Below are 21,250 nucleotides of genomic sequence, written 5' to 3'. Positions count from 1 at the left end.
GATTGTAGGCGACAGTATTTTTATTCTATCACATACAGACATCTGCTACAGTAATTCATAGTGATTATTCGGTGGATTGTGATTTCTACAGAACCCACAGAGGGCACCATGTACAGAAATCTGTTACAGAGATTTGTTACAGATACCTACTCCAGATAGCTACCACAGCTATCTATCTCATCTATCGCGAGTACAATGCGGCGGCAAGTCCCGCTGCGCTTACTGTCGACCGGGTGATGGCGGAAGCGATTCGAACTGTCCAATTGCGGGAGGACGTTCGCGAGCAGAACGGCTGGGTTCCCGTGACCGACATCGACGCAGAAGTGCTCGACCGTCTAGAGAGTGAGGACGATGATACCGCTGAAGGCCTCACTACAGAGACTCCACTCGAGGAATTCCCTGATGTGCGTCGGGAGTCGCCCTTGATCGATGTTGATCTCAGCGCGCACGATGATACGGTCGTCGCTCGGTTGACTGACGAGGGTGAAGATGTTGCGACACCTGAAACTGGGGATGTGCGCTCTGCGGGTGGCTCGGAACATGATTCTCTCCTATTCGATCTCGAGGCCGCCTTGACGAAGTGTGGCTTCTCTGTTGAGATCCTCGAACAAGATGGGAGCGAACAACCCGATGGGACGGCCACACACCCTAACTACAATGGTGAGTTTGCTCTCGAAGCCGAAACAACGACGCCGAATCGGCCAGCGAAAGTTCTGCAGAACCTCAAACGGGCGCAAGAGGATGACCGGATCCCACTCTTCGTTGTGCGACCAGGAGAAGAGAGTCTCGCTCACTCAGCGCGTCGGCTCGAGAGGATGCTTGAGTCACCAGTTCGAGAGCTAGCTGATGGCACTGAGCAGCTCTACAATATGGATGAACTCGTCACGTTTGGTGATGGAGCCACCGCCCTCGGTGGTGTGACGGCTGTGCGACCATCGACCGATGAGTCAACGCGAACGGTCTGGAAACGTGAGGGAGATGAACGTGTTCTCTCGGATGGTGACACAGAGTTCATTCGTACGCCATCTTCGACTGCTCTCTCGAAAGATAGTATACCAGCCTATTACAGCTTCGACCGTGAGACTGATCAGTATACTGTCTACGAACAGGGGGAAACAACGGTCTACGAGACAAGGGACGCGTGAGTGTGTGGCTTCCATTTGATCCAACGCCCTGTAGTGTCATATAAATACTGTTTCGGGCCGGGAATAATGTCGTCTTGCAACGTAGATACTCGAAGCTCTGTTGAAATCACCTGTGGCTAACGAAGGTTGAGAGATCTCGGTAAGTACAGGCCGTATATGCATTACAGCTCATACTATCCCTCAATTAATGTTAACTTCTCACGTTTCTCAGTTGGTATTGGATTGACGTATTTTACATCTTCATCGTCACAAAGATCGTCAAAATCACCGTCAGTGGTAATCAAGTAATCGGCGTCATATGCTCGTGCAAGCGCAACGATGAACGAATCGTACACGTCGTGGTTTTTCTCAGCGCTGATCTCGTACGCCTCGAGCACTGTTGTCTCGGTGGCACTGACGATCCGTGCAGGGCTACAAACAAGTGATTGAATAGCATTTCGAGCAGCAACTGCGTCTACTCCAAAATCGCTCGTCATCAAGTACTGGGCTCGCAACGGATAGTAATCGAACACGAGCAAGACGTTTGGCCCATCGATCGCGTTCTGAATCCACGGATACACGTCGTCGTGTGCGGGATGATCGTCGGTAAGCGCTATTGCGAGGACATTCACGTCAGTGAGAACCGTCACTTCAGTCGGGAGAGAATCAATCATCGGATAGTCACTCACTGGTCCATCGGCCCGAAGAGCGATTCTCCGGCGTCGGTTGGTGTCGTGTTCTCCCAGTTCTCTTGACCAGCTGTTGCTGTCTCTAATTTCGAGCTTGGTTTGGTGTTGACTTCGAGGACGGACCCGACGAGAGTAGCAGAAACCTCATCGTTCGATTCGAGGCCTAATCGGTCCCGAACCTCTTTTGGGAGTGTTACCCGTCCTCTATCGTCCACTGTGAGCGTGAGTTCTTCTCCGTTGTTCGCTTCGAATGAGGTCTTTCCCATTTTCAATCACCCAATTCCCACTACTATGCTGACATATAAAACTCTTGCGCCGCTCGAAATACCGATCAGTTCGCATTGAAAGAACTTGATTCGCTCATCGAGGACGGCGTGTTTAGTTCGTACCATCGCTACGAATAGGATCAGCGTCCCAATGCCTGCTTGTGCGCGTCTATCTCCGTCAGAGGCCGTCTCGTACATTAAATAATGAAAACGTAGATGCCGTTTTAGAGCATCAACGCTTCGTCGGTCAGCGTCGATGGTGCCATCAGCACTTCCGTCGTCTGGGAGTTGTCCGCAGTGTTAATAGTGAACGTCGCCTCGTCGCCTGCCGCGATCGCATCGGCGTTCGTATTAACATTATCGTGAAGTAGCAACTCGATCTGAAGCGTATCTCCGGACTCGAGAATGGTGCTATCAGCGCTTGTACCATCTAGGTCCTGGATCGAAAGCCCGTCGAATCCGTCTGCATCGCCACGAATCGTGTTTCCGCCAACGTACTCGAACGTAGCAGCATTGAGGTCAACCGCATCGGCACCCGGGCCGAGCGAAACCATCATCTCAACGGAATCGATGGCTTTCTCATCGACTACATTTTCATTGTTGGCAGTTGCACTGAGAGCATCACTAGCTTCAGTGAGATCAGTTACGACGGTATCTTGATCACTACTGAGAGCGCTAACGGATAATGCTCCACTTTGTGTGGGTGAGCCAGTGCCAGAAGCAAGAACATTACTTGCAGCTTCCCCATCAATTTCATTCACAGTGATGTGGAATTCAGTACCATCAGAGAGATCCTCGTCTTCGAGCGCTTGTTCTGCTGCAGCAAGATCGACATTACCAGCAATCTCTGCACCTCCAGCACTGGTTCCGACTGACAGATCTGTTATGCTTCCTGCAACAATATTATCATTGATCCGGTAGTTCGCATCCTCAATAGCGGTTGCATCCGCAGCAACAGATCCAGTCGACGAGTCAATACTGACGACGTTCGAGACCTGATCCGTGCTCTCTTGGCCCGTTGCTTCTGCTTGGGACTGGAGCAATCCAGCCGTATTCATTAGCACGCCTGCTGCAATCGCCGCAACAAGCACCATCGCGATGAACACGATGAGTGTCCCGATACCAACCTGTCCGCGTTCGTCTTCGTCTGTAATTTTCTCAAACATTAGATATCACAACCGCACGTCAGATGACGTCGAGAGCGTCGACGGTGCCATCAGCACCTTCGTCGTCTGGGAGTTGTCCGCAGTATTGATCGTGAACGTCGCATCGTCGCCGCGCGAAATCGTGTTGGCTTTTGTGGTATCACTATCATCCAGATCTAATCCGATCTGAAGACTCTCTCCAGCCTCGATAATAGTGTCACCAGCGGCGTTTCCATCCAGATCTTCAATAGTGAGACCGTTGAATCCGTCCTCATCACCACGGATCGTGTTTCCACCAACGTATTCGAACGTTGCAGCACCGAGGTCAATCCGGAAGTCGACTTCGAGGAGTTCGCCGACGACCCCATCATGCCCTTCGAGTACGATGAGAAGTGGAACAAAGACGGCGAGGTCGACGTGCTCCACTGGACCCAGGCCGTCGAGAAGTTGGTCAACGACGGCAAACTCGAGCTGTCGGGCACCGAACTCGACTATACAGTCACCTACCACGACCCGTGCCATCTCGGGCGGTACAACGACGAGTACGAAGCCCCGCGCGACCTCATTCGCGCTACTGGCTGCAAACTCGAGGAGATGCCGCGCAACCGCTCGAATTCGTTCTGTTGCGGTGGCGGCGGGGGCGGCCTCTGGATGGACTTCGACGAAGAGCCCAAACCCAGCGAAGAACGCCTCCGCGAAGCCCTCGAGGACACCGACGCTGGCCCAAATATCGAGAAGTTCGTCGTCGCCTGCCCGATGTGCATGACGATGTACGAGGACGGCCGCAAAACCGGCGATTTCGAGGACGATATCGAAATCGTCGACATCGCCGAACTCATCGTCGAAGCGATCGGGAAGGAAGAACGGGCGGATCTTGAAATCGTAGCAAACTAATCCAGATTCAAAATCAATTAGAATTGTTTTCCCGTTATCTATTGCAGTAGTTAGTAGAAACCGTGACGGATCTCCATCGAAGAACGTCAAGATGACCTCGAGAATGTAAAGAGAGAAAGACCAGTAGAACAGGGATTAAATATTGGATAGAGTATAAAACATGGTTACATTTGACGCAGAAATACAGACACATTTGATGATAGGCCGTCCAGCATTCCCCAATAGAATTTAGAATTAATAAGAGATCTCGGTTATAATTATGTTTATTACATGAAAATGTCTAACAGTGCATCATCCATAGACAAATCATTAACTACTTCTTGGAATTTCGCTCAAGTGCCTTACTACTGTTTACGTAGTACTTCCTTTGATTGAGCTTCTTCAATAATTGTAGTTGGGTAAAATACCAAGGTTAATGCCAAGTTTTGTTCTCGATTTAGAGACTCTTTCCGAAAACGATTCGCCAGAACTGGGAGAGGTGGTAACGGATGTTCAGGTTCAATCTGGATTCATAGAGGAGTTGAAGAGAACCTTCACAGATAGATTAGACTCAGAGGATGAGTTAACAACTAACTTCGAGCTCTCAAGAGTATATCAGCAATCTTGGGCAGAGGATGGAAACGAGGATATAATTAAAGAGAATGTCACATCCCTGTCAAAGCAGAACAAGGGAGAAACACTTGGACTGGTCGGTGAAAGCGGCTGTGGAAAAAGCACTCTTGGAGAGAGCCTTCTCAAATTGCTCGATATTACTGATGGCAAAGTAATGTTTCGCGGGGAAAATGTAGACGATCTAAGTGGTTCCGATCTCCAAGAATTCCGTTCGAATGTACAGATTGTCTTTCAAAATCCCCATTCCAGCCTCAACCCTCGTAAACGGATCGGCAATCAATTGAACCGCTCGCTGAAATTGCTCGCTGATGGTGACAATGACGAACGGAGTTATCGGGGTGTGTTCGAATCGGAGCGTGATTATACCGTCACCGTGAAAGCCGATGAGAAATCCGAGTCGATCTCGTTTCTAAATTCGAAAACCAACAGTTTGTCCGTCAACATAACCGGAGAGGGAATTCGAATGGAGACGGCATCGGATTAGCAAATTTTGTTGGGTTGATATATGAATTTAGCTGTGATATCATATCGTAATCAGAACGAATGCACAAATATCGTTTTCAAAATACAGTCTATCTTTCTAAATGACTGGCGCAAAATTACATCGGAAAGCGGCTTAGCAACCTGGAACCGATTGTAGGTAGAGGCTGCACCGCGTTCGAGCGAACACGACCCGAAAATCAAGCTCCGAACAGGTTCTAACGAAGTGGGGAAATTCTGTTTCGATCGAATCGAGCGGATGCTGTGAGAGCGTTGCTGCAAACTCCGGCCCGATCCAATCGCTTTTTCCCGAAAGAATCCACTCCGTTTCGACGTTCGTAATCGGGCCCATCTCTCGACGAATTTCATCTTTTTCGTAATAAATTCGTGTGTGCTGTGTTACCTTTGATGGAGCGTGTCATAGAAAGATCCGCAGACAGTTTACATATTTTTCGAGAAACTGAACGACTAGCAGGTGCCGAACGCTTAACCACCGATACAATGTGACTTCACCGAACCTCGTTGAGTATGCCATCCAACAAATAGAATCAGAGGACGATCAATATGACTAACGATGAATTCGACGAACTAGAATACCTCAGAAGGGAGAAGCGCCACCTCGAGAACTATATCGAAATGTGGACCTACGAAATCGAGGGATTTTGCCAGAACTCGAGGGAAGAATCCGCTTAGAGCAACAATTGCGGCGAAAGCGAAAAGAAGCGAAAGAAGAACTCGAGGAGATTGAAGCAGATCTCGAAGAGGAACTCGAGAACCGCGAGACAGAAGGCCCCACGTCCTTTACACCAGATACGTCTCGTACAAGTATTGATATCCGAGTAGCGAGAGAGTGATCTCGGGGCTCTCGGCGAGGAAGGCATCGACTACACAGTTTTTTTAGAAGTCGGACGAGGTGGTTTCGAGGCCATAGCCCAATTCCCCGTCCCGAAGAGCGGTGTCGAACTGATACTAGAGCCAGCGATTAGCATCATTCGTGGTGATTTTGATATTCGTAGGCGTGTCCAACGTGATCGAAAAATCTAATGAGTCTATGAATATAGCCAGTCATTTTAATTTTACTATCTAATTTTTCTGAAATAGGGTTTATACCCATTGATAGCATAGTAATAATTGATCATGTACATTAACTGGACAGCATCGCCTGGCTCACCATCTCGTCCGACGCCTCCAGCGGGACACTACCACAAGACCTCCTCACCAAAAACGACATTGAAGATCAGATCGCTGCCGCGAAAAACCCGCGCGATAAGGCATTCATCGCAGTACTGTACGAAACTGGGGCGCGCATTGGCGAGCTCATCGATCTAACAATCGGAGACATCGAGGATCGTAAGCACGGCAAGAAAATCATCATCGACGGAAAAACCGGTGCCCGTCGGCTCCCGCTCGTGGAATCCGTTCCATATCTCAATAAGTGGCTGAACGCCCACCCGAACCCCCAGAAGAACGCTCCGCTGTGGTGTAAGATCCAGCAGGGCGATCCGGACGATCAGCTCGGCTACAATTACCTACGACTTAAGCCCCCTTGCGAAGCCCAGATGCTCCGCGCTACGGGCTTGTTGAGCAGACCCGGACTGTCGGGAACAGCAAAATGTACCAACTCAACAAGGAAAACGAAGCAGCGAAAGCCCTCGGAAAATTTGACTGGGCGCTCACCAACATCCTCGCAGAGAAAGAAGAAGCTGGAGAACTTGACGAAGAGAACCAACCCGTAATCAACGCATAGGAGCTCTTGTCTCACCGCTACAATTGGGTTGCTTTTGTTTTCACGACTCGCGCTTACAGCCTCGAAGCTGTCCCCAAAACTTTGATTCAGCGGGCGTCGATTTGGTTTTCTCGAAACAATCGATCTCTTAGAGACGAACTCTGGACAGTATATACTGACCGAGCAAGCCGAAGAATTCTCACAGACAGGTAATACTCGAGTCATTTTCGATGGACTCCGAAAGAATGTAAAAGGATTCGAGCGCCTTCTCGAGGCGCTGGTTGATCAACCCCTTTCGGATAATGAGTTTCGGGAAGTGCTCGCACAAAATGAAGATTTTGAGGGTGGACCTGGTGTTGCTAGTCGGCATCGAGAGTGGTTGCAGATACTCAATTTCGTTATGCGCGTTTAGCACAGTATAATCACTTGGATGTATGTGTTGTTAACAAAGTGACGAGATAAAGAACTCGTTCCAATCGGCTCTTGTTTTCTCGCTTCCGACGGGTTTGGCTGTGCGCGAACTCCGGTTGAGAGATTCGTACGACGGGTCGAACCAACATACGGATACTTGATGAACTCTGCGCGCCGAATTCCGATCTGGTATAATCACTGCTCCGCCGTCTGTTGGATTCCAACGAAGTAAAGTACGAGTGGGCGCTGCAGGCTCCGGTTCAACCGTCGAACGAATCGTCCTCTGAAGCGTGAGGTGCCAAATGACGACTCGAGCGACGTGATCTCCTCGGCCGGATACTTCTACCAATAGTAGTAGTTGAAAACACGGACATTTTATTCAGCAATACCTCCAAACTTCGGCACGTGTCCGGGAATCTTCATAGAAATAAAAATCACTATGGTTTTCAATGCGGTAACCGGTGGTTTAGGCAAACCACACATTACTACGCCATTATTATACTATTCCTACACTTCTCCTCGAAATATCAGTTGGACGCTTCTCTACTGATGCGACGGTCGGTTCAAGGGGTAGATCCCGCACGACAGCAGCTCGAAATCCACAACGGATCAGAAGTTAACGCATATATCCGACAACCGATCCCTTCGACTTTCTCCTCGACGGTTTCGTCTACTTTCTCCGCAACAGTTTCGTCCACCGTTTCTTCGACCTTTTCGTCGACCGTTTGATCAACGGTTTCTTCGACCTTCTCCTCGACCGTTTCATCAACTTTCTCTTCGACCGTCTCGTCCACCGTTTCGACGACTTTTTCGTCGACCGTTTCGTCGACTTTCTCTTCGACCGTCTCGTCGACAGTCTCGACAACTTTCTCATCGACCGTTTGATCGACTTTCTTGTCGACGGTCTCGTCTACTTTTTCGTCGACGGTTTCGTCGACTTTCTGGTCGACCGTTTCTTCGACTTCCTCCGCCCGCGGCCGCCGATCGACGCGCTCGTTGACCGTCTCGAGYTAGACGAAGATCTGGCGGCGAAACTCGACGACCTCGAGCTCTCCGAGGAGGTCAAAGGCGAAGTCGCAGTACTGGGCAGCGATTTCGGTCTGGACCTCGTCCAGCCCCATCGCTTCGAACTGCAGCCAAACCATCGTCCCAGTCGTATCCTGTGTCAGAACCTGATCGATCTCGATGCCGATCTCCTCGCCAGTTTCGAGTTCGCCCTCGACGAGGTGATCCTCGAGAATCTTTTCGGTAAGAGTCTGTCCCATAGCGTCCGAATCTCGGCTTTCCGTCCTGATAAATCCAGCGTGTTTCTATCCGGGTCGACCATGCTAGTTCCAGTAAAATGGGCACTGTTGGCGCAAATGTTGCGGTAAAAGTACACGCCCGTTTACGTCCACCATCTTAGTTCCGCTTACCATCTTCACGTACCATGGTTTTTCCCTCCGTGTCAATTCAGCACACGGTCCGACATAAAGATATCCCCCAAAATCGACCGACTGCGCCAGTATCTTTAAGTACATCCGGTCCCCCACAAACTGTCACCAACTGGTTCATCGGCGTGAAATTCCGCCCATATATTCAGATACGTACGTCATAGGTGACGTGGCACATCGATATCGCGTAGAAAACACTTAAGTAGATCCTGCGGTGAAGTTCGTGTTAGAACCCCGCGATGGTCCGGAAAAAGAAGCTGAGTCCAAGCGGCGCGAAAGACGATAACGGGAACTATCACAACGTCCATCTCAATCTCCACGAGGACGAACTCGAGGTGGCGGGCATGGACATCGGCGACGAGCGTCAAGTCTTTTTGTGACGATATACGTATTGGCTCGCCTTTCACGACTCTTCATTGCCACTCGAAATTATAAACACGATATTCCCAGATTGAGAAACATTCGGGAATTCCCGCTTCGCTTCCCTGTGTTCGCAGACTGTGACTCATCTAATTCAAATCCGTTCAGATCGCACACTCGCAGCTCACGAAGCTGTTCGCCGCGAGAAGTTCTCCCGGATTGTGAACTACGCCCGAGAGCCTGCTCGCTTTGCTCGCAGACCTCGGTCTCGTTCAAATCCGCTCGGGTCGCATACTTGCGGCTCGCGGATTCGGAGCGACTCACTGACGCCGATCAGTCTCGGCCTGGTCCTCAAACTCGCGCTCATCGTTTTCTTCGTAAGCAGCCTCGGGTTCTCCGGACCTGGAGTGCCGGTGACCGATCCCGGGATGGTAGCCGACGATCCAACCCAGACTGGCACGCAGGGAGAGTCCCAGGAGAGTATTCAAGAACTATACGAAGAGGAAACGGGCGAAGAGTTCCCCGTGGATCAGGTGATCGCGGTCGCGCTCGTTTTCGTAGCAATTCTCTTCGGAATCGGGCTGATCTATCTGTTCATCCAGGCAATACTGGAGTTCGTCTTCATCGAATCGCTGCGATCAGAGGAGGTACACGTCAGGCGGTACTTCCTCGAGAACGAGTTCGAACGATGCGGTGCCTTTTCAGCGACTCTATTTCTGTACAGGCACCGAAGGAACCTATTCGATTATCTCCATATCTCGCCGATAGCTTGGTTATTGACGTATTCTATACGCTGTTGGGATTAAGATGTGGGAAATTGGGCTGATATGATCTCTTACGGAAAGCGATTTCTTGCCTTCGAAAAGGACACGATAGTTCCGGACTTCATGGATGTGATGGCGTGAGGGCATCCCTAATAAATTGCCTATAAAACACATTACTCTGGTGTCAGAGATCGGATCGAGATGCAGTTCGAATACGCTGTCTCGAGTGTTTTCCTGAACAGTTCGCATCAACCACGGTTACTCCAATTTTCTAATGAATCAAACCATCCTATTGCCGATTGTTGTTGTATTGATGTTATCGCACTGTGGTATATCTCGATTCGAGAGATTTCCGAAACGTTTACCGCCGTCGACGAAACCGCATCGTTGCTCGAGGAACGGGGTGCAGATACCGCACGACATCGACTTCGTCGACTGATTCACAAAGCAACTTTTGGGTCTGTGGATCGCTTTCTCCAGACCTGTCGTTCGTTCCGACGGAAAAACTGCTGGCCACGGCGACTGCTGTGAGGACGCCGTGTTCTCGAGAATTCGAAGACAGCGAGTAGCCGTTACCCATCGATCTGATCGACTTCGTTCTGCTCGGAGTGCTCGCTGAGTCGGCGACTGTATTCCGATTTCATCACGTGGCCTGTGAGAAGGATCGGAAACAGTAGCAAGGGCCATGCGACGGGATACAGTAAAATGAGAAGCGTGAACTGCACGCCAAAGAGCAGTAGCAGGATATCTTTCTGTCGGCCGGAGTCTCTCTCCATCAAGCACCTATTATTCAACAATACTTGTTAATGATGATGATCGTTTTTTCTTATGGAACCACTATATGGATCCTCACGGACCATATAATCCGCCATCAAAGTATAATTACGCGGATCAAGAACTATCGAATGATGAAGCACAAACACTTTATCAGAAAACAATTGACCATCCTGAGAAGATTACTGAAACCGAGCGACAGCTATTGATCAACTTGTATGACGGAGAAATTCGATATCTTGACGATCAGCTAAGGATATTCTTTAACGGATTGAAAGAACGTAACCTTTTGAAGGCAAGTCTTGTCATAATTACAGCAGATCACGGAGTCACGTCGCCGAAGAGTCCGCCCTCGAGCGCGAGAAGCTTGAGAACCGCGAGTTCGTCGTGCCCGACCGCGGATTCGGTTGCCGGTGACATGGCCGAGATTTCGATCGGTGCGCATAAAAGCATATCGGATATGGAATGCAACCCAGAACTGAGATGGAGTTTGCGAGCGTTTATTCGCAGTAGCTCATATCGGGACACCACGGACAAAAGGCCACTGGTGTTCACCTCGGACCGATGAGAGTGTCATCCAGATACGTTCGATCCGCTCGTCTCCCAGCAAATCACAGAAAAGCGATCAGTCGCCCGCCAGCGGGTCGTCCGCCCAGAACTCGCTGTCTTTCTTGAGCTTCGGCACCCAGGTGTCTTTGGTCTTCGAGAGCAGGGCGACGTTCGAGTGCTAGCGCGATAGCATGGGATTCAGCTTCCTCAGAAGCAACTGTCCCGTCAGTCGAGAGCAAAACCGTATCGTACATTTCTCTTTACTTATTGAGACTAGATTATAAAAGCCAGCGCTCTTGGATAGTGGCGTAGCTGGTAACACTTTTTGTAACTTCACAAAGTTTGGAGATTGTCGTCTCTCACGGTTGAAGAGTGGAGGATTTCTATGACGACCAGCTGATGCTAAGCTATTTCCTGTTATGAGTCGTACTGATTAGCATGGGTACCAGACCAACTGACCTCCGGATGGATATTGGTCGTATTGCTGATCTCCGAGTGGACGGACGCTCCCTGAGTTAGCAGAACTCTCTTGTAATTACGATCGTATGTCTGTAATTGATCGGTTTCGATGTAAACTAACGCCGGCGTGCATATCGTTTGATGATCGGGGACAAACGAGAGAGACGAAGGCCGTTCGTGAAAAACCACGTCTTGAACAACGCCAGTTCAATCTACTCGTCAGAACTGCTGATAACCGATTCCCGCGGATTAGTGGATGTGGAAAAACCCAATACTAAAGAATATGATAACAGTAAATGCCAATATTTGTTTCCCTCAATCAAACAACGCACTTTCCCCTTCGCCAATTATACTCTCTCTGATTACGACAATAGATTCTTGTAGAACCACTCGTCGAGAATCTGATTTCGCTTCCGTCCTATGCAGACGCTGTCCAGCAGTACTTTCAACTCTCCGCAAAGAAAGCCGCCCTCGAGTCCAACAAATCACAGGCCGAACTCGAATCGACCGAAGAGTATACGAAACTTCTCGAGAAACACGCGAAAGCAAAGGCTCGAGCCGATACCAGGGTCGAATCGATTTCCGACGAGGTTCCCTTCGCAGCCCTCGAGGATAGATCGTATTTCTCCTAAGTTTCGTCGAGAGGCCCGAGAAAACGCTGGTGTGAGATCAAGTTGTTACGCAACAACAGAGAGCCACCCGTTCCCGACAGCACCTGTAATAGAAAACATTCAGTATTGATTGTGACAGTGTAATCTCCCCATGTAATACTCGTTTTTCGCATTTGACCACGTGTTCTCGAGAGTACAAACGTATTTGAGAATAAAACTCTAAACTCCAAATGTATTACTACAGAACGAAAAAATACAGGCAAACGTTTCGAGATATGCCGTTCTATGGCGTTTATCTTCCGTTGTCTTCATTCAGTATTTTAATCGAATCGACTGCACTACACGGTTTCGAGTTGGACGCTATTTCCTCGATTCCGGCGATCGAAACCTATGCGCTGTCGATTTGAGTTCCCGTTGGCCGAGTTTGGATGGGAGTCTACTGTTCGTGAGAAAATCAAGCAGCACAAAGACGAACTGCTCGATGAGGATGCTGACTTGATTGATGATAATAAGCTCAAGACTCTCCAGAATATGAGGTGAAATAGTCGGAATTTTCCCTATTTTTCTTTTTTGTCGCTCGCTCTCACACGTGTGCGCCCGCTATTGGAGAGGGGGTCTCCCGAACATCGAACGCCGAACAACTCTACGCCGTATGTTGGTTTCTATTTAACTCTGTTCGAAAAACGTTCAAGAAGAAAGATAGAGCGTTCGGTAGGTTCCAAAACCAAGTGACTGAATCGGTTTGGTCGAGATTGTAGGAGTAGATTGACTCGAGTACGTCGAGTTCTTCAACCGATTCTACGAAGGCGGCGGTCGCAAGTTCGAACCGTTCGGCCGAGAGCGACTCGACGACGACAACTGACTCGGCAGTCGTTTCGAGATCAGTTTGGGTTTGTTTTCATTTGTTTTCGTCTACTAGCCGATAGCTATAAACTCGCGAGAGAGCGTCTCGGGCCCGCGTGTCAGGGGTTAGCAGGCCAGAATCGGCGGTTTGGTTTGGGAAGTTTTAAGAAGACACTGCGGAGTAGTACTACCTGTCCGGTTGCAAAACCACGAGTAAACTACAATCATGATCGAAGCTCCACTCGAACTTGGACTCGCGCTGAACAGTTTCGCTGAGAACGCGGTTCCTTCAAAGAAGGCGTTCTCGAGGAAGGAGTGATCGAATTAGCATCTGCGCTCGCCGCTCGAGATCACGGCGATGCGCGTCGGGCGCTGGATATTCTTCGATCGGCTGGAAAGCTGGCCGAAAAAGGTAATAGTAATCAGGTGAACGAAGAACACGTTCGCGAAGCTGACGAGTACAGCGACCTGAATCGATCCGTTCAGATCATTAAAAACGGGACGCCACATTCGCGTTATGCACTGTATGCGCTCGCGTATCTAACGAAGACGAAACTCAAAGATTCGTTTTCGACGGGCGAACTCTACGATACCTACTGTATCGTAGCCGAGGTTATGACCGGCGAGTCGTTAACCCACCAGCGGATTCTCAGTCTGATGAAAAAGTGGACACTTCCCGAGATTACCGAAAGTCGACACACGGGCGGTGGCTTATCCTCTTCTTCACATTCGTCGTATTATTTGTTAAGGCGGCCATCGTAGCTGCTTTCATCGAACTCATCTCATAGTATTTTAACCCGTTCGTCGTTGAATCTTTGTTCTTTGAATGTATATTTATTATTGTATGTTTAGGATATTGAAGATACTAATTACAATGGTAACGATTCTGCTTGTCGCTGGACTTCTCTTCGGGTTGTTCTCCGTTGAGGTCTCGGCGCAAGAGGGCAATGAGACAAATGAGGTAGAGGATTATGAATACGAATTTTCAGACTCTGTGAGATTGGTCGATTACTACGAGACTGATGTTGGTACTTGTTCCTAAGTGTAGAATCATCAGGATGGGTTTCCCATGAGTGAACCAGTAGTGTTCGCCCTATTATCAACTACAAACGTATGGTTGTAAATCGGTTACAAAAATATTACATTTGTATGCTTGTAATAGAAATGAGCATGAGGAGTAATTAGAGATCATAGATGGTCGAGAAATAGGGCAAAATCCAATTGAGTGGAATTATCGACCCGACTTCCACTAATAGGAAATAGAATCAGCGTTAGAGTCTACTTCACTCAGGAGAGGCTTCGGAAGGAACATTTTGATCCAGTCACTTTCTCGTCAATATTCTTGACGATGGATGGCAGAAATAGGTGATCTCGTCCTCCATCTCTTGCAGGAGCAGCACCAGATTGTCGGTATTTCAGTAATCGAGTCTAATCTGGTTGAGAATTTCGAAGGTCCTCCAACTGATCGCTGGACTGAAAAACAGCAGGAGGAAGGTGGCTATCTGCGGTGGCTCTCCAACTACGAAGGAATTGAGCCCCATATTCACGTCTACGATGACCTCCTCGAGAACCTGGATCACGAAGAGCAACTTCGAGAAATCCGAGAAAACGAGGACAAGATCTTCTACGATAAGCGGCTCTCTCTCAATCAAGGCCACTACTTCACTAAATCCCCGGATGAACTAGCCCGTCTACTCGCAAAGGAATGTCCGCGAGGTCCGTGTTGAGCGCGTCGATGATCTGTTCGGCTTTTTCGGGCTCGAGTCTGAGCGCGTTCTCTTCGACGGTTCCTTTTTGCTGGCGAATCGTTTTCTGCGTACTCATTACGATTCCTCCTTGGTCCGCCATCAATATATAACTTTTCAAATTTCGAATAATTTTTCGCACGGCCTAAATCCGATGGCTCGAAGATCGAGAGTGGCCGCTTCCTGTTCATCTATTTGCTTTTCAGCGCATTTGTGAGTCGAAAACTCTGAGAGTACCTCGTGTGACTTCCGCTGAAAACTACCTGTGTTATGATATACTATTCGATCGAGCCGGTCTCGTCGTCTGACTTCGACCGTGGYCGTCGCGTGCCCGCGTTGGGAGTGGCCCGGTTGTGGGACCTCGTCGAGTCGACGACTGAGGAGATCGCACAGCTGCTAATAGAGGAAATCAGTTCGCTCGAATCGGAACTGTTTCGGTAGACATTACAACAATATGTATGTAATGAGCTCTATGATCGATCGATAGTTTTCTGCTGAGCCCCTTTCGCTCCGACGACGTGAGCTCACCGAGTGGGATATAATATTCATGCTATAAAGATAACAAACAATATAGTATTCTGAGGTATATGGTACAGAAATGTTCCAATTCCGAATACTATGTGAGAATATTCCGTTTTATTCAATCTATATGTTTTATGGACTATTCGATTTGTGCGGATCAGAAGACCAGGATTGGGGAGTTTGTTCGATACTGACGAACTAGTGGGGCGCTCGAGGACGAACCGTAACAGTGGCTCTGTTAGAATCCTATTCTTCAGTGATATTTGAGCGTGAGACAGGCTACAGTTGCGGATTGATCGGTTACTGTTCCCCAAACGATCCTGAAAACCATCCAACATTCATATGTATGTATAAATCAAACGCGTGAATAATGCCCGCTATCTCCCTGTTAGGTGTTGCGTTGTTTGTCCTCCAAGCTATTGTTGGATACACCATCTATCGTTCACTTCCGAGTAGTGGAATCTCTGAGATGGTGATTGGGGCTATGATCACAGGTGTCGGAATTATATTCTTATTTGAATTTGGTGTGAATCTGACTCTTGCGCTTGACTTCGTGTTCGTATTGATCTCTACGGTGATATCCGATGGTGTCGTCGGTCCGACAGTCGGTGAGTGTATTCGTTTCTACTCCGGGAAATGTTCGTACGTTTAGATAAATCATGGCGGTTGGGTGAGTGTATGAATACTCTCAATGAACGACGGTTGCATAAGCGAAATCCACCCATATGACGTAGTTTCCCGACCTATCCCGCGACTAAAATCGAGTGTAGGTAGAAGATTCACTACCATATACCTTCATCTGTTGGTAAATTATTTATCAGCACGTTCTCTACCCGAATCCATGAGAACTTGCCGTCACATTTCATCACGTCTCCGTGTCCTCGACTCGCGGAACCTATCATTTGTCCGAATTGAGTGTCGATGAACGAAGACCAGATACACGTCGTTATCCAGAGTACTCTCGATCGAGCCGTCAAGACCGGACAGTTCGAGACCGGCCAACTCGAGGCAGAACTATTTGTTCGCGTCACGTGCGAGAACTGTGGCAATACGTTTTATTTGGCTGAGTTACTGGATGAACGATCGTGTTCGTGTCAATCTACGTAGTCACCGGTGTGCCGAAACCTATAATGTGATATGTGAACCACAGGGTCGTAATGGGAAAGGGTCCTCGTCCATATCAAAACAGTTCAATATCTCCACCACCAGAATTTGTCGATCAAGCGAACATAACTGATCTATCTATATATGAGGAGTTCGAAGAAAACTGGCCGGAATGCTGGGAACGTGCTGCTTCGTTTCTGGACTGGGATCAGCCTCACTCGACGGTTCCCGAAAGGTGTTTGGCGACGTTCCAGTCGATGAACGCGCCACCAGATTCTTTCGGGTAAAAGTCCTCAGCTAATATTAACACATTGAGCGTCTTTCCTTCAATTGAATCAGTCATTTATACCCCAACGCTTCCAGTCGCTCATTAATTTCTCCAGACTGTTCTTCCGTTACGTCGGAGGCGTCACCATCGATTGAATTGAGCCGCGACGCACTGAACGACCGTAGATTCGCTATAATGTCGTCGGCATCTGTTTCCGATGGCAGTAGTTCTTCGTATTCTTTTGGATCCTCGTGAAGATCAAATATCTGCTCATTGAGAATTTTACCAGATGTGATATCTCGTTCTAGTATCGCTTTCCACCGCGTTCCTCGGGCTGCGAATCGGCGGGCTCCTTCGTGCCTCGGATTCGTCCTCGGTCCACTACTCAGTAAAGATCCGGTCGAGCCGAGTCGGGCGGCCAACGACTCATTACCATTGGGTCTCGGTCAGGAGCTATTTGTGGACGATTGTTCGTCGCTGAAACCCATCCGTACGGCCGTCTCCGTGCAAATCAACCGGAAAGCGCAAGAATCAACCCTTATATGCGTGCGGTTTGAACCTGCGAACGTTACGGAGATGAATGAATGGATCGCTGTGGGGATGCTAGCGCTCGTGGGATTACTGATTCCGCTCGCGATGATGGCGGTGTCGTATCTCATTCGGCCAAGCGTTCCCGAAACGAGCAAACGCGCCACCTACGAGAGTGGCGAGGTCCCGACCGGTGGGACACGCATTCGGTTTAACATCCAGTATTACATGGTCGCACGCGCACGTTTACCTCCATAATTAGAAACCTCGCCGGTTCGGTTCGCTCGAATCATGTTAGGTTCTAGAATGATATCGTTTCGAACTGTCGTTAAAATCATTATGTATTATTACTTCCCACGTTATTGTTCGCTGTTGCTATGGGAAATAACCACAGGCATAGCAGGATTGCACAGGAGCCAACTATCGATCGGCGAACCGTCATGAAAGCGAGCGCGGCGCTCGGAACGCTCGCGCTCTCGGGAGCAACCCTCGGAACGACGGGCGTACGGGCGCTCCCCGATAACCCCGAAACCGACGAAGAAACCGTCGCCTTGCAGATGTTTCACCGCGAGTGGACCGAAATCGAATCCCGAATCCCTGACATCGCCGACTCGGGATTCGACGCCATCTGGGTTCAGCAGCCAGCCGAGATGAAACTGGACTGGGACAACCTCACCCCAATACACCCACGAGTGCTACCTCTCAGGAACAACTGCAATTTGAAGAGGAGATCAGTAAAATTCGCATCGTTAATGAATACTCACAGATAGTTGTGACTCGCTCTGAAACCAAGCCAGATACCCTTCGAATTACAGAGCCGAGCGAGGGATTTGAAATCGAACTCGACCCGGAACACCTAGCTCAGCTCACAACTATTGACGATCTTGATTTCGTTACTGATCTTCTACGTTATTCACCCTTCGGGCCCACTCTCGAGGACGAACTCGACGCGTCTGCAGAGGATTAGCCGCTTTTCCAACGAACTTTCCCATCAGGTATTTTCGGGGACGTGCGTTGCCTCACCGAGCGGCCGAAGCGCTTCATAATTTGTGTAATGGTCAGTCATAGTGTCGTCTGGGAAACTCATGCTTTGCCTTCGGATTTAAACTACAGCCCCGCTAGCAAGTCTTCGAAGGGATGAAAATCCAGCGCTATTGAGCCCTATTCCTCAGATGTGTTTTACCGTGAAATACATGCTCACTATACGTACATTTTGATAGCAATCTAAGATATAGCAGTGAGTAGGACTGCGTTTCGAAGTTGCTTTGTCATTCGAAAGAAGTGCCTTGGCTATGCAGGGTGAGTCGAAAAAGCGAACGAAGTTACGGAGTACCGAAGTTACAGAGGGGGTAGAGCGCGCCCCACACCGCGCAATGTTTCGTGCAATGGGGTATGATGATAAAGATCTGTCTTCTCCATTAGTTGGTATCGCCAACCCAGCTGCAGACATCACCCCTTGTAATGTTCATTTGGACGATGTCGCTCAGACTGCCTACGATGGTATCGACGAATCTGGCGGTATGCCTATTGAATTCGGTACGATCACAGTCAGTGATGCAATCTCTATGGGAACTGAGGGGATGAAGGCTTCACTCATCTCCCGCGAAGTCATTGCTGACTCTGTCGAACTGGTCTCATTTGCTGAGCGTATGGACAGGCGCACAAAAACACCTTTCGTAGCGAGTGATCAGATGCCGCTGTTGTTCTGACTCCTGATGGAGTTTTCCAGTGTACCACCCAGCTTTTCGAGACTTGTTGACTCTCTTGAGAGTCAATTCTACATACTATCGGGGAATATTCTTAAGCGAGTTGCGCGTGAAGATGTGGTACGACGTTGTGATGACCGATCTCACTGATCCACGCCCACCACTTTCCGGGTGGATTATCGACGCCTATGAACTCCTCGCTGTAAACAGTCACAACACAGCGGAATCCCAAGATAGACAGTCAATTTCACGAGAGCATGCCCTCGAGGCGCTTCGGAATTCTGAAGAGCTAGATCTCGAAACGGGAGATGCGACTCATGCAGTCTCTCGACTCATAGTAAAGGAACGAGAATCCCATCGTTCGACGCGCTCTTGCGTGCGCGAGTCCATAGTCCAACATGCCGTAACCGGAACAAATACGTTTCGCCTATATTTTCGATTCCGCGTCGTCGGCGAGTTCGGCCATTCGCTTTCCGATTCGGCCGGCGCTCGAGAACTCGTCTTCGCTCATCGCACTCGCCAGCGCGTTCCCGAGGACGAACACGGCGTGTTTGTGTTCGCTCTTCGATTTGTGTACGTGGGACGGGTCGACGTCCAGCTGGCGATACGGATCGAATAGCTCCTCGTCTACGTTCTCGCGCTGCGAGAAATACTCCATGATGACGACAAGCTCTTCGTGGAGCTCGAGGAGTTCGTCTTTGTGCATGGGACACCGTACGAACGGTTTCGATTTAAGAGTTTTGTGCAACACCCGGTGTATATTCTTTCTCATCGGGTGTGAGAAATCTCGAGGCGATATCTTAGGAGGGAGTGTTATAGAACAATTCGCAAGGGTTCTTCTCACTCATTTGGATCGAACAGTCGTTCCCTACAGTTACGAATTGACCGCTGCGGTTCCTGCCAGTGTAAGATGATATCGGGAAATCGTTCCGAATACATAGCGCAGATCGGCCAGAGAGAGGAATAGATAATCGATTTTAACCGAGTTTTCAGACAGACAAACTTTTCTTAAATCTCAGAGGGAGCAAGTTCTATTTGATCCGAAAGACCGGTCGAAGCTAGCAACAAAGGGTCGAGATGTGTCTGTCAGCCATGAGGATAACATTATTACTGCTGAAGTTGACGAAGAGGACCTTCAGGGCGATGATTTCGTCACCTTCCAAACGGTTGTAGAAACTGAGAACTCGTCTGAAACGTCTGGCACATATGTGCAGTTTTCGGACGATACAGACCGTATGGAGGATGTCTACGGGTTTGAAGTTGGTGAGACGTACGACATAAATGCAGATATGATTGTACAAGGAGAGGATGGAACAGAACGTGTTACGTTAAGTGATGGGTGGGAACTCACACAAGCGTATGATGCGAATGGTGATGAGTCTAATGTTGTTGTCACGCAGGAAGGTATGAACACAGAGTTCACTGGTACTGGAATCGAGGACCGAATCAACGCACAGCAGGCTATTCAGGGATGGCTTAGTTCTTGTCTTGTCTCTCCTGACCTCTGTTGAAACTGGTGTTTAGTACCTATTCAAAACCCATAATCTCTATCAATGACGCTGAAATAAACCAACTCATGGTATGAGGACGCGTAGTTCTACACTCTGAAGATGTTGAAGAAGTACTCTGAGTGATCACTGATAATCACGCCACGTAGCGGTGTATAAGCGAAAAGCCCAATGAGTCTCTAATCGCTTTTCAGAGATTCATGTTTTTTATTTTATACAAAGATTTAATATTATGCATGGTTATTACCAACTGGAGTTCAAGAATGTACAAACGACGTGAAATACTCAAGTCCTCTGTGATGGGGACGATGATTGGTAGACCGCGAACCGCTTGCCGGTTCGTGATTTCGCTCGAGTTCGTCGATAAACTGCTGTGTTCGAATGAGATGCGGAAGTCCGCTTTCGACGCGATAGAGGTATCTATTCAGGTTGCTTACTTTTGGACCGAGTTGGAACATTGCAAAGAGGAACACGCCGAGTTCACCGAGATTCATTTCAGAGAGCGTTAGCGCGAGGTATATCAACACGAAAACGGAGACCGCAGTCAAAAGTTGATAATAATTTGTAATCGCAGCATCATTTCTCTCAACCTTTATTCTGTTTATTTCGAACTCTTTCGCTGCATCAGTGAAATCCGACCAAAGTTCGTCGGTCATCCCGAAGAGTTGCGCGTCCTCGACCGCGTCGAAGCCTGTTCCTTCGAGATAAACTGCTCTTGGCTGATCGTAG

18 protein-coding genes and 10 pseudogenes are annotated in these 21,250 nt (G+C 48.8%); 17 read left to right on the top strand and 11 right to left on the bottom strand.

Annotation, left to right across the window (positions count from 1 at the left end):
• Nucleotides 1-176 precede the first annotated feature (176 nt).
• Nucleotides 177-1,139, top strand: a pseudogene (locus EL22_RS15650) (hypothetical protein); the annotation flags it as partial.
• A 179-nt stretch (nucleotides 1,140-1,318) separates the two neighbouring features.
• On the opposite strand, the gene EL22_RS15645 reads toward EL22_RS15650, so the two are convergent.
• The 4 genes from EL22_RS15645 to EL22_RS19070 are packed head-to-tail and all read right to left on the bottom strand — an operon-like array spanning nucleotide 1,319 to nucleotide 3,245.
• Nucleotides 1,319-1,798, bottom strand: coding sequence for a PIN domain-containing protein (locus EL22_RS15645; protein WP_050052340.1), 480 nt, complete (start codon nucleotides 1,796-1,798; stop codon nucleotides 1,319-1,321).
• Nucleotides 1,799-1,809: 11 nt separating this feature from the next.
• Nucleotides 1,810-2,079 (bottom strand): AbrB/MazE/SpoVT family DNA-binding domain-containing protein, encoded by a 270-nt coding sequence (locus EL22_RS15640; RefSeq protein WP_050052339.1) that lies wholly within the window; start codon nucleotides 2,077-2,079, stop codon nucleotides 1,810-1,812.
• A gap of 6 nt (nucleotides 2,080-2,085) precedes the next feature.
• A complete protein-coding gene (locus EL22_RS19555; protein WP_050052338.1) occupies nucleotides 2,086-2,277 on the bottom strand; it encodes an archaellin/type IV pilin N-terminal domain-containing protein in 192 nt (63 codons plus the stop codon).
• A gap of 26 nt (nucleotides 2,278-2,303) precedes the next feature.
• Nucleotides 2,304-3,245, bottom strand: coding sequence for an archaellin/type IV pilin N-terminal domain-containing protein (locus EL22_RS19070; RefSeq protein ID WP_050052337.1), 942 nt, complete (start codon nucleotides 3,243-3,245; stop codon nucleotides 2,304-2,306).
• A gap of 258 nt (nucleotides 3,246-3,503) precedes the next feature.
• Here EL22_RS19070 and EL22_RS15620 point away from each other — a divergent pair.
• From EL22_RS15620 to EL22_RS19045, 5 genes and pseudogenes are all read left to right on the top strand, one after another.
• Nucleotides 3,504-4,118 (top strand): annotated as a pseudogene (locus tag EL22_RS15620) (heterodisulfide reductase-related iron-sulfur binding cluster); the annotation flags it as partial.
• 394 nt (nucleotides 4,119-4,512) lie between these two features.
• Nucleotides 4,513-5,214 carry an ATP-binding cassette domain-containing protein gene (locus EL22_RS19065; protein ID WP_304413709.1) on the top strand — a complete coding sequence of 234 codons (702 nt, stop codon included), beginning with the start codon at nucleotides 4,513-4,515 and terminating at the stop codon, nucleotides 5,212-5,214.
• 560 nt (nucleotides 5,215-5,774) lie between these two features.
• The gene (locus tag EL22_RS19050) at nucleotides 5,775-5,903 is read left to right on the top strand and encodes a hypothetical protein (RefSeq protein WP_255349683.1); all 129 of its coding nucleotides are present in this window, start codon (nucleotides 5,775-5,777) and stop codon (nucleotides 5,901-5,903) included.
• Between the two features lie 455 nt (nucleotides 5,904-6,358).
• Nucleotides 6,359-6,649 (top strand): annotated as a pseudogene (locus EL22_RS19550) (tyrosine-type recombinase/integrase); the annotation flags it as partial.
• A 173-nt stretch (nucleotides 6,650-6,822) separates the two neighbouring features.
• The gene (locus EL22_RS19045) at nucleotides 6,823-6,957 is read left to right on the top strand and encodes a hypothetical protein (RefSeq protein ID WP_255349682.1); all 135 of its coding nucleotides are present in this window, start codon (nucleotides 6,823-6,825) and stop codon (nucleotides 6,955-6,957) included.
• Nucleotides 6,958-8,420: 1,463 nt separating this feature from the next.
• Here the strand turns inward: EL22_RS19045 and EL22_RS16890 are convergent.
• A pseudogene (locus tag EL22_RS16890) lies at nucleotides 8,421-8,612 on the bottom strand (aconitate hydratase); the annotation flags it as partial.
• A gap of 407 nt (nucleotides 8,613-9,019) precedes the next feature.
• Between EL22_RS16890 and EL22_RS18285 the strand changes: the two are divergent.
• From EL22_RS18285 to EL22_RS19545, 3 genes and pseudogenes are all read left to right on the top strand, one after another.
• A complete protein-coding gene (locus tag EL22_RS18285; protein ID WP_197075971.1) occupies nucleotides 9,020-9,160 on the top strand; it encodes a hypothetical protein in 141 nt (46 codons plus the stop codon).
• A gap of 393 nt (nucleotides 9,161-9,553) precedes the next feature.
• Nucleotides 9,554-9,946, top strand: coding sequence for a hypothetical protein (locus tag EL22_RS15600; protein WP_156184246.1), 393 nt, complete (start codon nucleotides 9,554-9,556; stop codon nucleotides 9,944-9,946).
• Between the two features lie 799 nt (nucleotides 9,947-10,745).
• Nucleotides 10,746-10,949, top strand: a pseudogene (locus EL22_RS19545) (arylsulfatase); the annotation flags it as partial.
• A 59-nt stretch (nucleotides 10,950-11,008) separates the two neighbouring features.
• Here the strand turns inward: EL22_RS19545 and EL22_RS18885 are convergent.
• A pseudogene (locus EL22_RS18885) lies at nucleotides 11,009-11,098 on the bottom strand (riboflavin kinase); the annotation flags it as partial.
• A 962-nt stretch (nucleotides 11,099-12,060) separates the two neighbouring features.
• Here EL22_RS18885 and EL22_RS19540 point away from each other — a divergent pair.
• The 3 genes and pseudogenes from EL22_RS19540 to EL22_RS15585 all read left to right on the top strand — a co-directional run bounded on the left by EL22_RS19540 (nucleotide 12,061) and on the right by EL22_RS15585 (nucleotide 13,902).
• Nucleotides 12,061-12,318 (top strand): HalX domain-containing protein, encoded by a 258-nt coding sequence (locus EL22_RS19540; protein ID WP_082146886.1) that lies wholly within the window; start codon nucleotides 12,061-12,063, stop codon nucleotides 12,316-12,318.
• A gap of 1,116 nt (nucleotides 12,319-13,434) precedes the next feature.
• Nucleotides 13,435-13,587: pseudogene (locus EL22_RS19535) on the top strand (cell division control protein Cdc6); the annotation flags it as partial.
• Nucleotides 13,567-13,902 (top strand): hypothetical protein, encoded by a 336-nt coding sequence (locus EL22_RS15585; protein ID WP_394298915.1) that lies wholly within the window; start codon nucleotides 13,567-13,569, stop codon nucleotides 13,900-13,902. The pseudogene EL22_RS19535 and the gene EL22_RS15585, both read left to right, overlap by 21 nt.
• A gap of 653 nt (nucleotides 13,903-14,555) precedes the next feature.
• Here EL22_RS15585 and EL22_RS15575 read toward each other — a convergent pair.
• Both EL22_RS15575 and EL22_RS16875 read right to left on the bottom strand, forming a co-directional pair.
• Nucleotides 14,556-14,798 (bottom strand): hypothetical protein, encoded by a 243-nt coding sequence (locus tag EL22_RS15575; protein WP_050052328.1) that lies wholly within the window; start codon nucleotides 14,796-14,798, stop codon nucleotides 14,556-14,558.
• 49 nt (nucleotides 14,799-14,847) lie between these two features.
• Nucleotides 14,848-14,964: pseudogene (locus EL22_RS16875) on the bottom strand (DNA starvation/stationary phase protection protein); the annotation flags it as partial.
• 1,364 nt (nucleotides 14,965-16,328) lie between these two features.
• Here EL22_RS16875 and rdfA point away from each other — a divergent pair.
• Nucleotides 16,329-16,514: a rod-determining factor RdfA gene (rdfA, locus tag EL22_RS19530; RefSeq protein WP_050052325.1), complete on the top strand. Its 186-nt coding sequence runs from the start codon at nucleotides 16,329-16,331 to the stop codon at nucleotides 16,512-16,514.
• Between the two features lie 211 nt (nucleotides 16,515-16,725).
• Here rdfA and EL22_RS19040 read toward each other — a convergent pair whose 3' ends face one another.
• A complete protein-coding gene (locus EL22_RS19040) occupies nucleotides 16,726-16,854 on the bottom strand; it encodes a hypothetical protein (RefSeq protein ID WP_255349685.1) in 129 nt (42 codons plus the stop codon).
• A 501-nt stretch (nucleotides 16,855-17,355) separates the two neighbouring features.
• Between EL22_RS19040 and EL22_RS15555 the strand changes: the two are divergent.
• The 3 genes and pseudogenes from EL22_RS15555 to EL22_RS15540 all read left to right on the top strand — a co-directional run.
• A pseudogene (locus EL22_RS15555) lies at nucleotides 17,356-17,544 on the top strand (NADH-quinone oxidoreductase subunit A); the annotation flags it as partial.
• A gap of 203 nt (nucleotides 17,545-17,747) precedes the next feature.
• Nucleotides 17,748-18,077, top strand: a complete 330-nt coding sequence (locus tag EL22_RS15550) for a hypothetical protein (protein ID WP_050052324.1) — start codon at nucleotides 17,748-17,750, stop codon at nucleotides 18,075-18,077.
• Between the two features lie 522 nt (nucleotides 18,078-18,599).
• Nucleotides 18,600-18,962: pseudogene (locus EL22_RS15540) on the top strand (dihydroxy-acid dehydratase); the annotation flags it as partial.
• Nucleotides 18,963-19,440: 478 nt separating this feature from the next.
• Here EL22_RS15540 and EL22_RS15535 read toward each other — a convergent pair.
• Nucleotides 19,441-19,719 carry a UPF0058 family protein gene (locus EL22_RS15535; RefSeq protein WP_049952319.1) on the bottom strand — a complete coding sequence of 93 codons (279 nt, stop codon included), beginning with the start codon at nucleotides 19,717-19,719 and terminating at the stop codon, nucleotides 19,441-19,443.
• A 373-nt stretch (nucleotides 19,720-20,092) separates the two neighbouring features.
• Here EL22_RS15535 and EL22_RS15530 point away from each other — a divergent pair, with 373 nt between their 5' ends.
• Entirely contained in the window at nucleotides 20,093-20,524 is a 432-nt protein-coding gene (locus tag EL22_RS15530) for a hypothetical protein (protein WP_050052321.1), read from the top strand.
• 254 nt (nucleotides 20,525-20,778) lie between these two features.
• On the opposite strand, the gene EL22_RS17750 is transcribed toward EL22_RS15530, so the two are convergent.
• Nucleotides 20,779-21,177: an ABC transporter ATP-binding protein gene (locus tag EL22_RS17750; RefSeq protein ID WP_156184245.1), complete on the bottom strand. Its 399-nt coding sequence runs from the start codon at nucleotides 21,175-21,177 to the stop codon at nucleotides 20,779-20,781.
• Nucleotides 21,178-21,250: the final 73 nt, after the last annotated feature.

This window comes from Halostagnicola sp. A56, from assembly GCF_000691505.1.
In the GTDB taxonomy this organism is placed as follows: domain Archaea; phylum Halobacteriota; class Halobacteria; order Halobacteriales; family Natrialbaceae; genus Halostagnicola.
The sequence above is the reverse complement of the archived record's forward strand: the minus strand, read 5'-3'. Positions and strand labels throughout refer to the sequence as shown.

What these genes read in the sequence shown, in the direction of transcription:
- EL22_RS15535 (WP_049952319.1), bottom strand. Translation starts at nt 19,719, where the DNA reads ATGCACAAAGACGAACTCCTCGAGCTCCACGAAGAGCTTGTCGTCATC.
- EL22_RS15645 (WP_050052340.1), bottom strand. Translation starts at nt 1,798, where the DNA reads ATGATTGATTCTCTCCCGACTGAAGTGACGGTTCTCACTGACGTGAAT.
- EL22_RS19050 (WP_255349683.1), top strand. Translation starts at nt 5,775, where the DNA reads ATGACTAACGATGAATTCGACGAACTAGAATACCTCAGAAGGGAGAAG.
- EL22_RS15550 (WP_050052324.1), top strand. Translation starts at nt 17,748, where the DNA reads ATGAAAGCGAGCGCGGCGCTCGGAACGCTCGCGCTCTCGGGAGCAACC.
- rdfA (WP_050052325.1), top strand. Translation starts at nt 16,329, where the DNA reads ATGAACGAAGACCAGATACACGTCGTTATCCAGAGTACTCTCGATCGA.
- EL22_RS19045 (WP_255349682.1), top strand. Translation starts at nt 6,823, where the DNA reads ATGTACCAACTCAACAAGGAAAACGAAGCAGCGAAAGCCCTCGGAAAA.
- EL22_RS19070 (WP_050052337.1), bottom strand. Translation starts at nt 3,245, where the DNA reads ATGTTTGAGAAAATTACAGACGAAGACGAACGCGGACAGGTTGGTATC.
- EL22_RS19555 (WP_050052338.1), bottom strand. Translation starts at nt 2,277, where the DNA reads ATGTACGAGACGGCCTCTGACGGAGATAGACGCGCACAAGCAGGCATT.
- EL22_RS19040 (WP_255349685.1), bottom strand. Translation starts at nt 16,854, where the DNA reads ATGACTGATTCAATTGAAGGAAAGACGCTCAATGTGTTAATATTAGCT.
- EL22_RS15640 (WP_050052339.1), bottom strand. Translation starts at nt 2,079, where the DNA reads ATGGGAAAGACCTCATTCGAAGCGAACAACGGAGAAGAACTCACGCTC.
- EL22_RS17750 (WP_156184245.1), bottom strand. Translation starts at nt 21,177, where the DNA reads ATGACCGACGAACTTTGGTCGGATTTCACTGATGCAGCGAAAGAGTTC.
- EL22_RS18285 (WP_197075971.1), top strand. Translation starts at nt 9,020, where the DNA reads ATGGTCCGGAAAAAGAAGCTGAGTCCAAGCGGCGCGAAAGACGATAAC.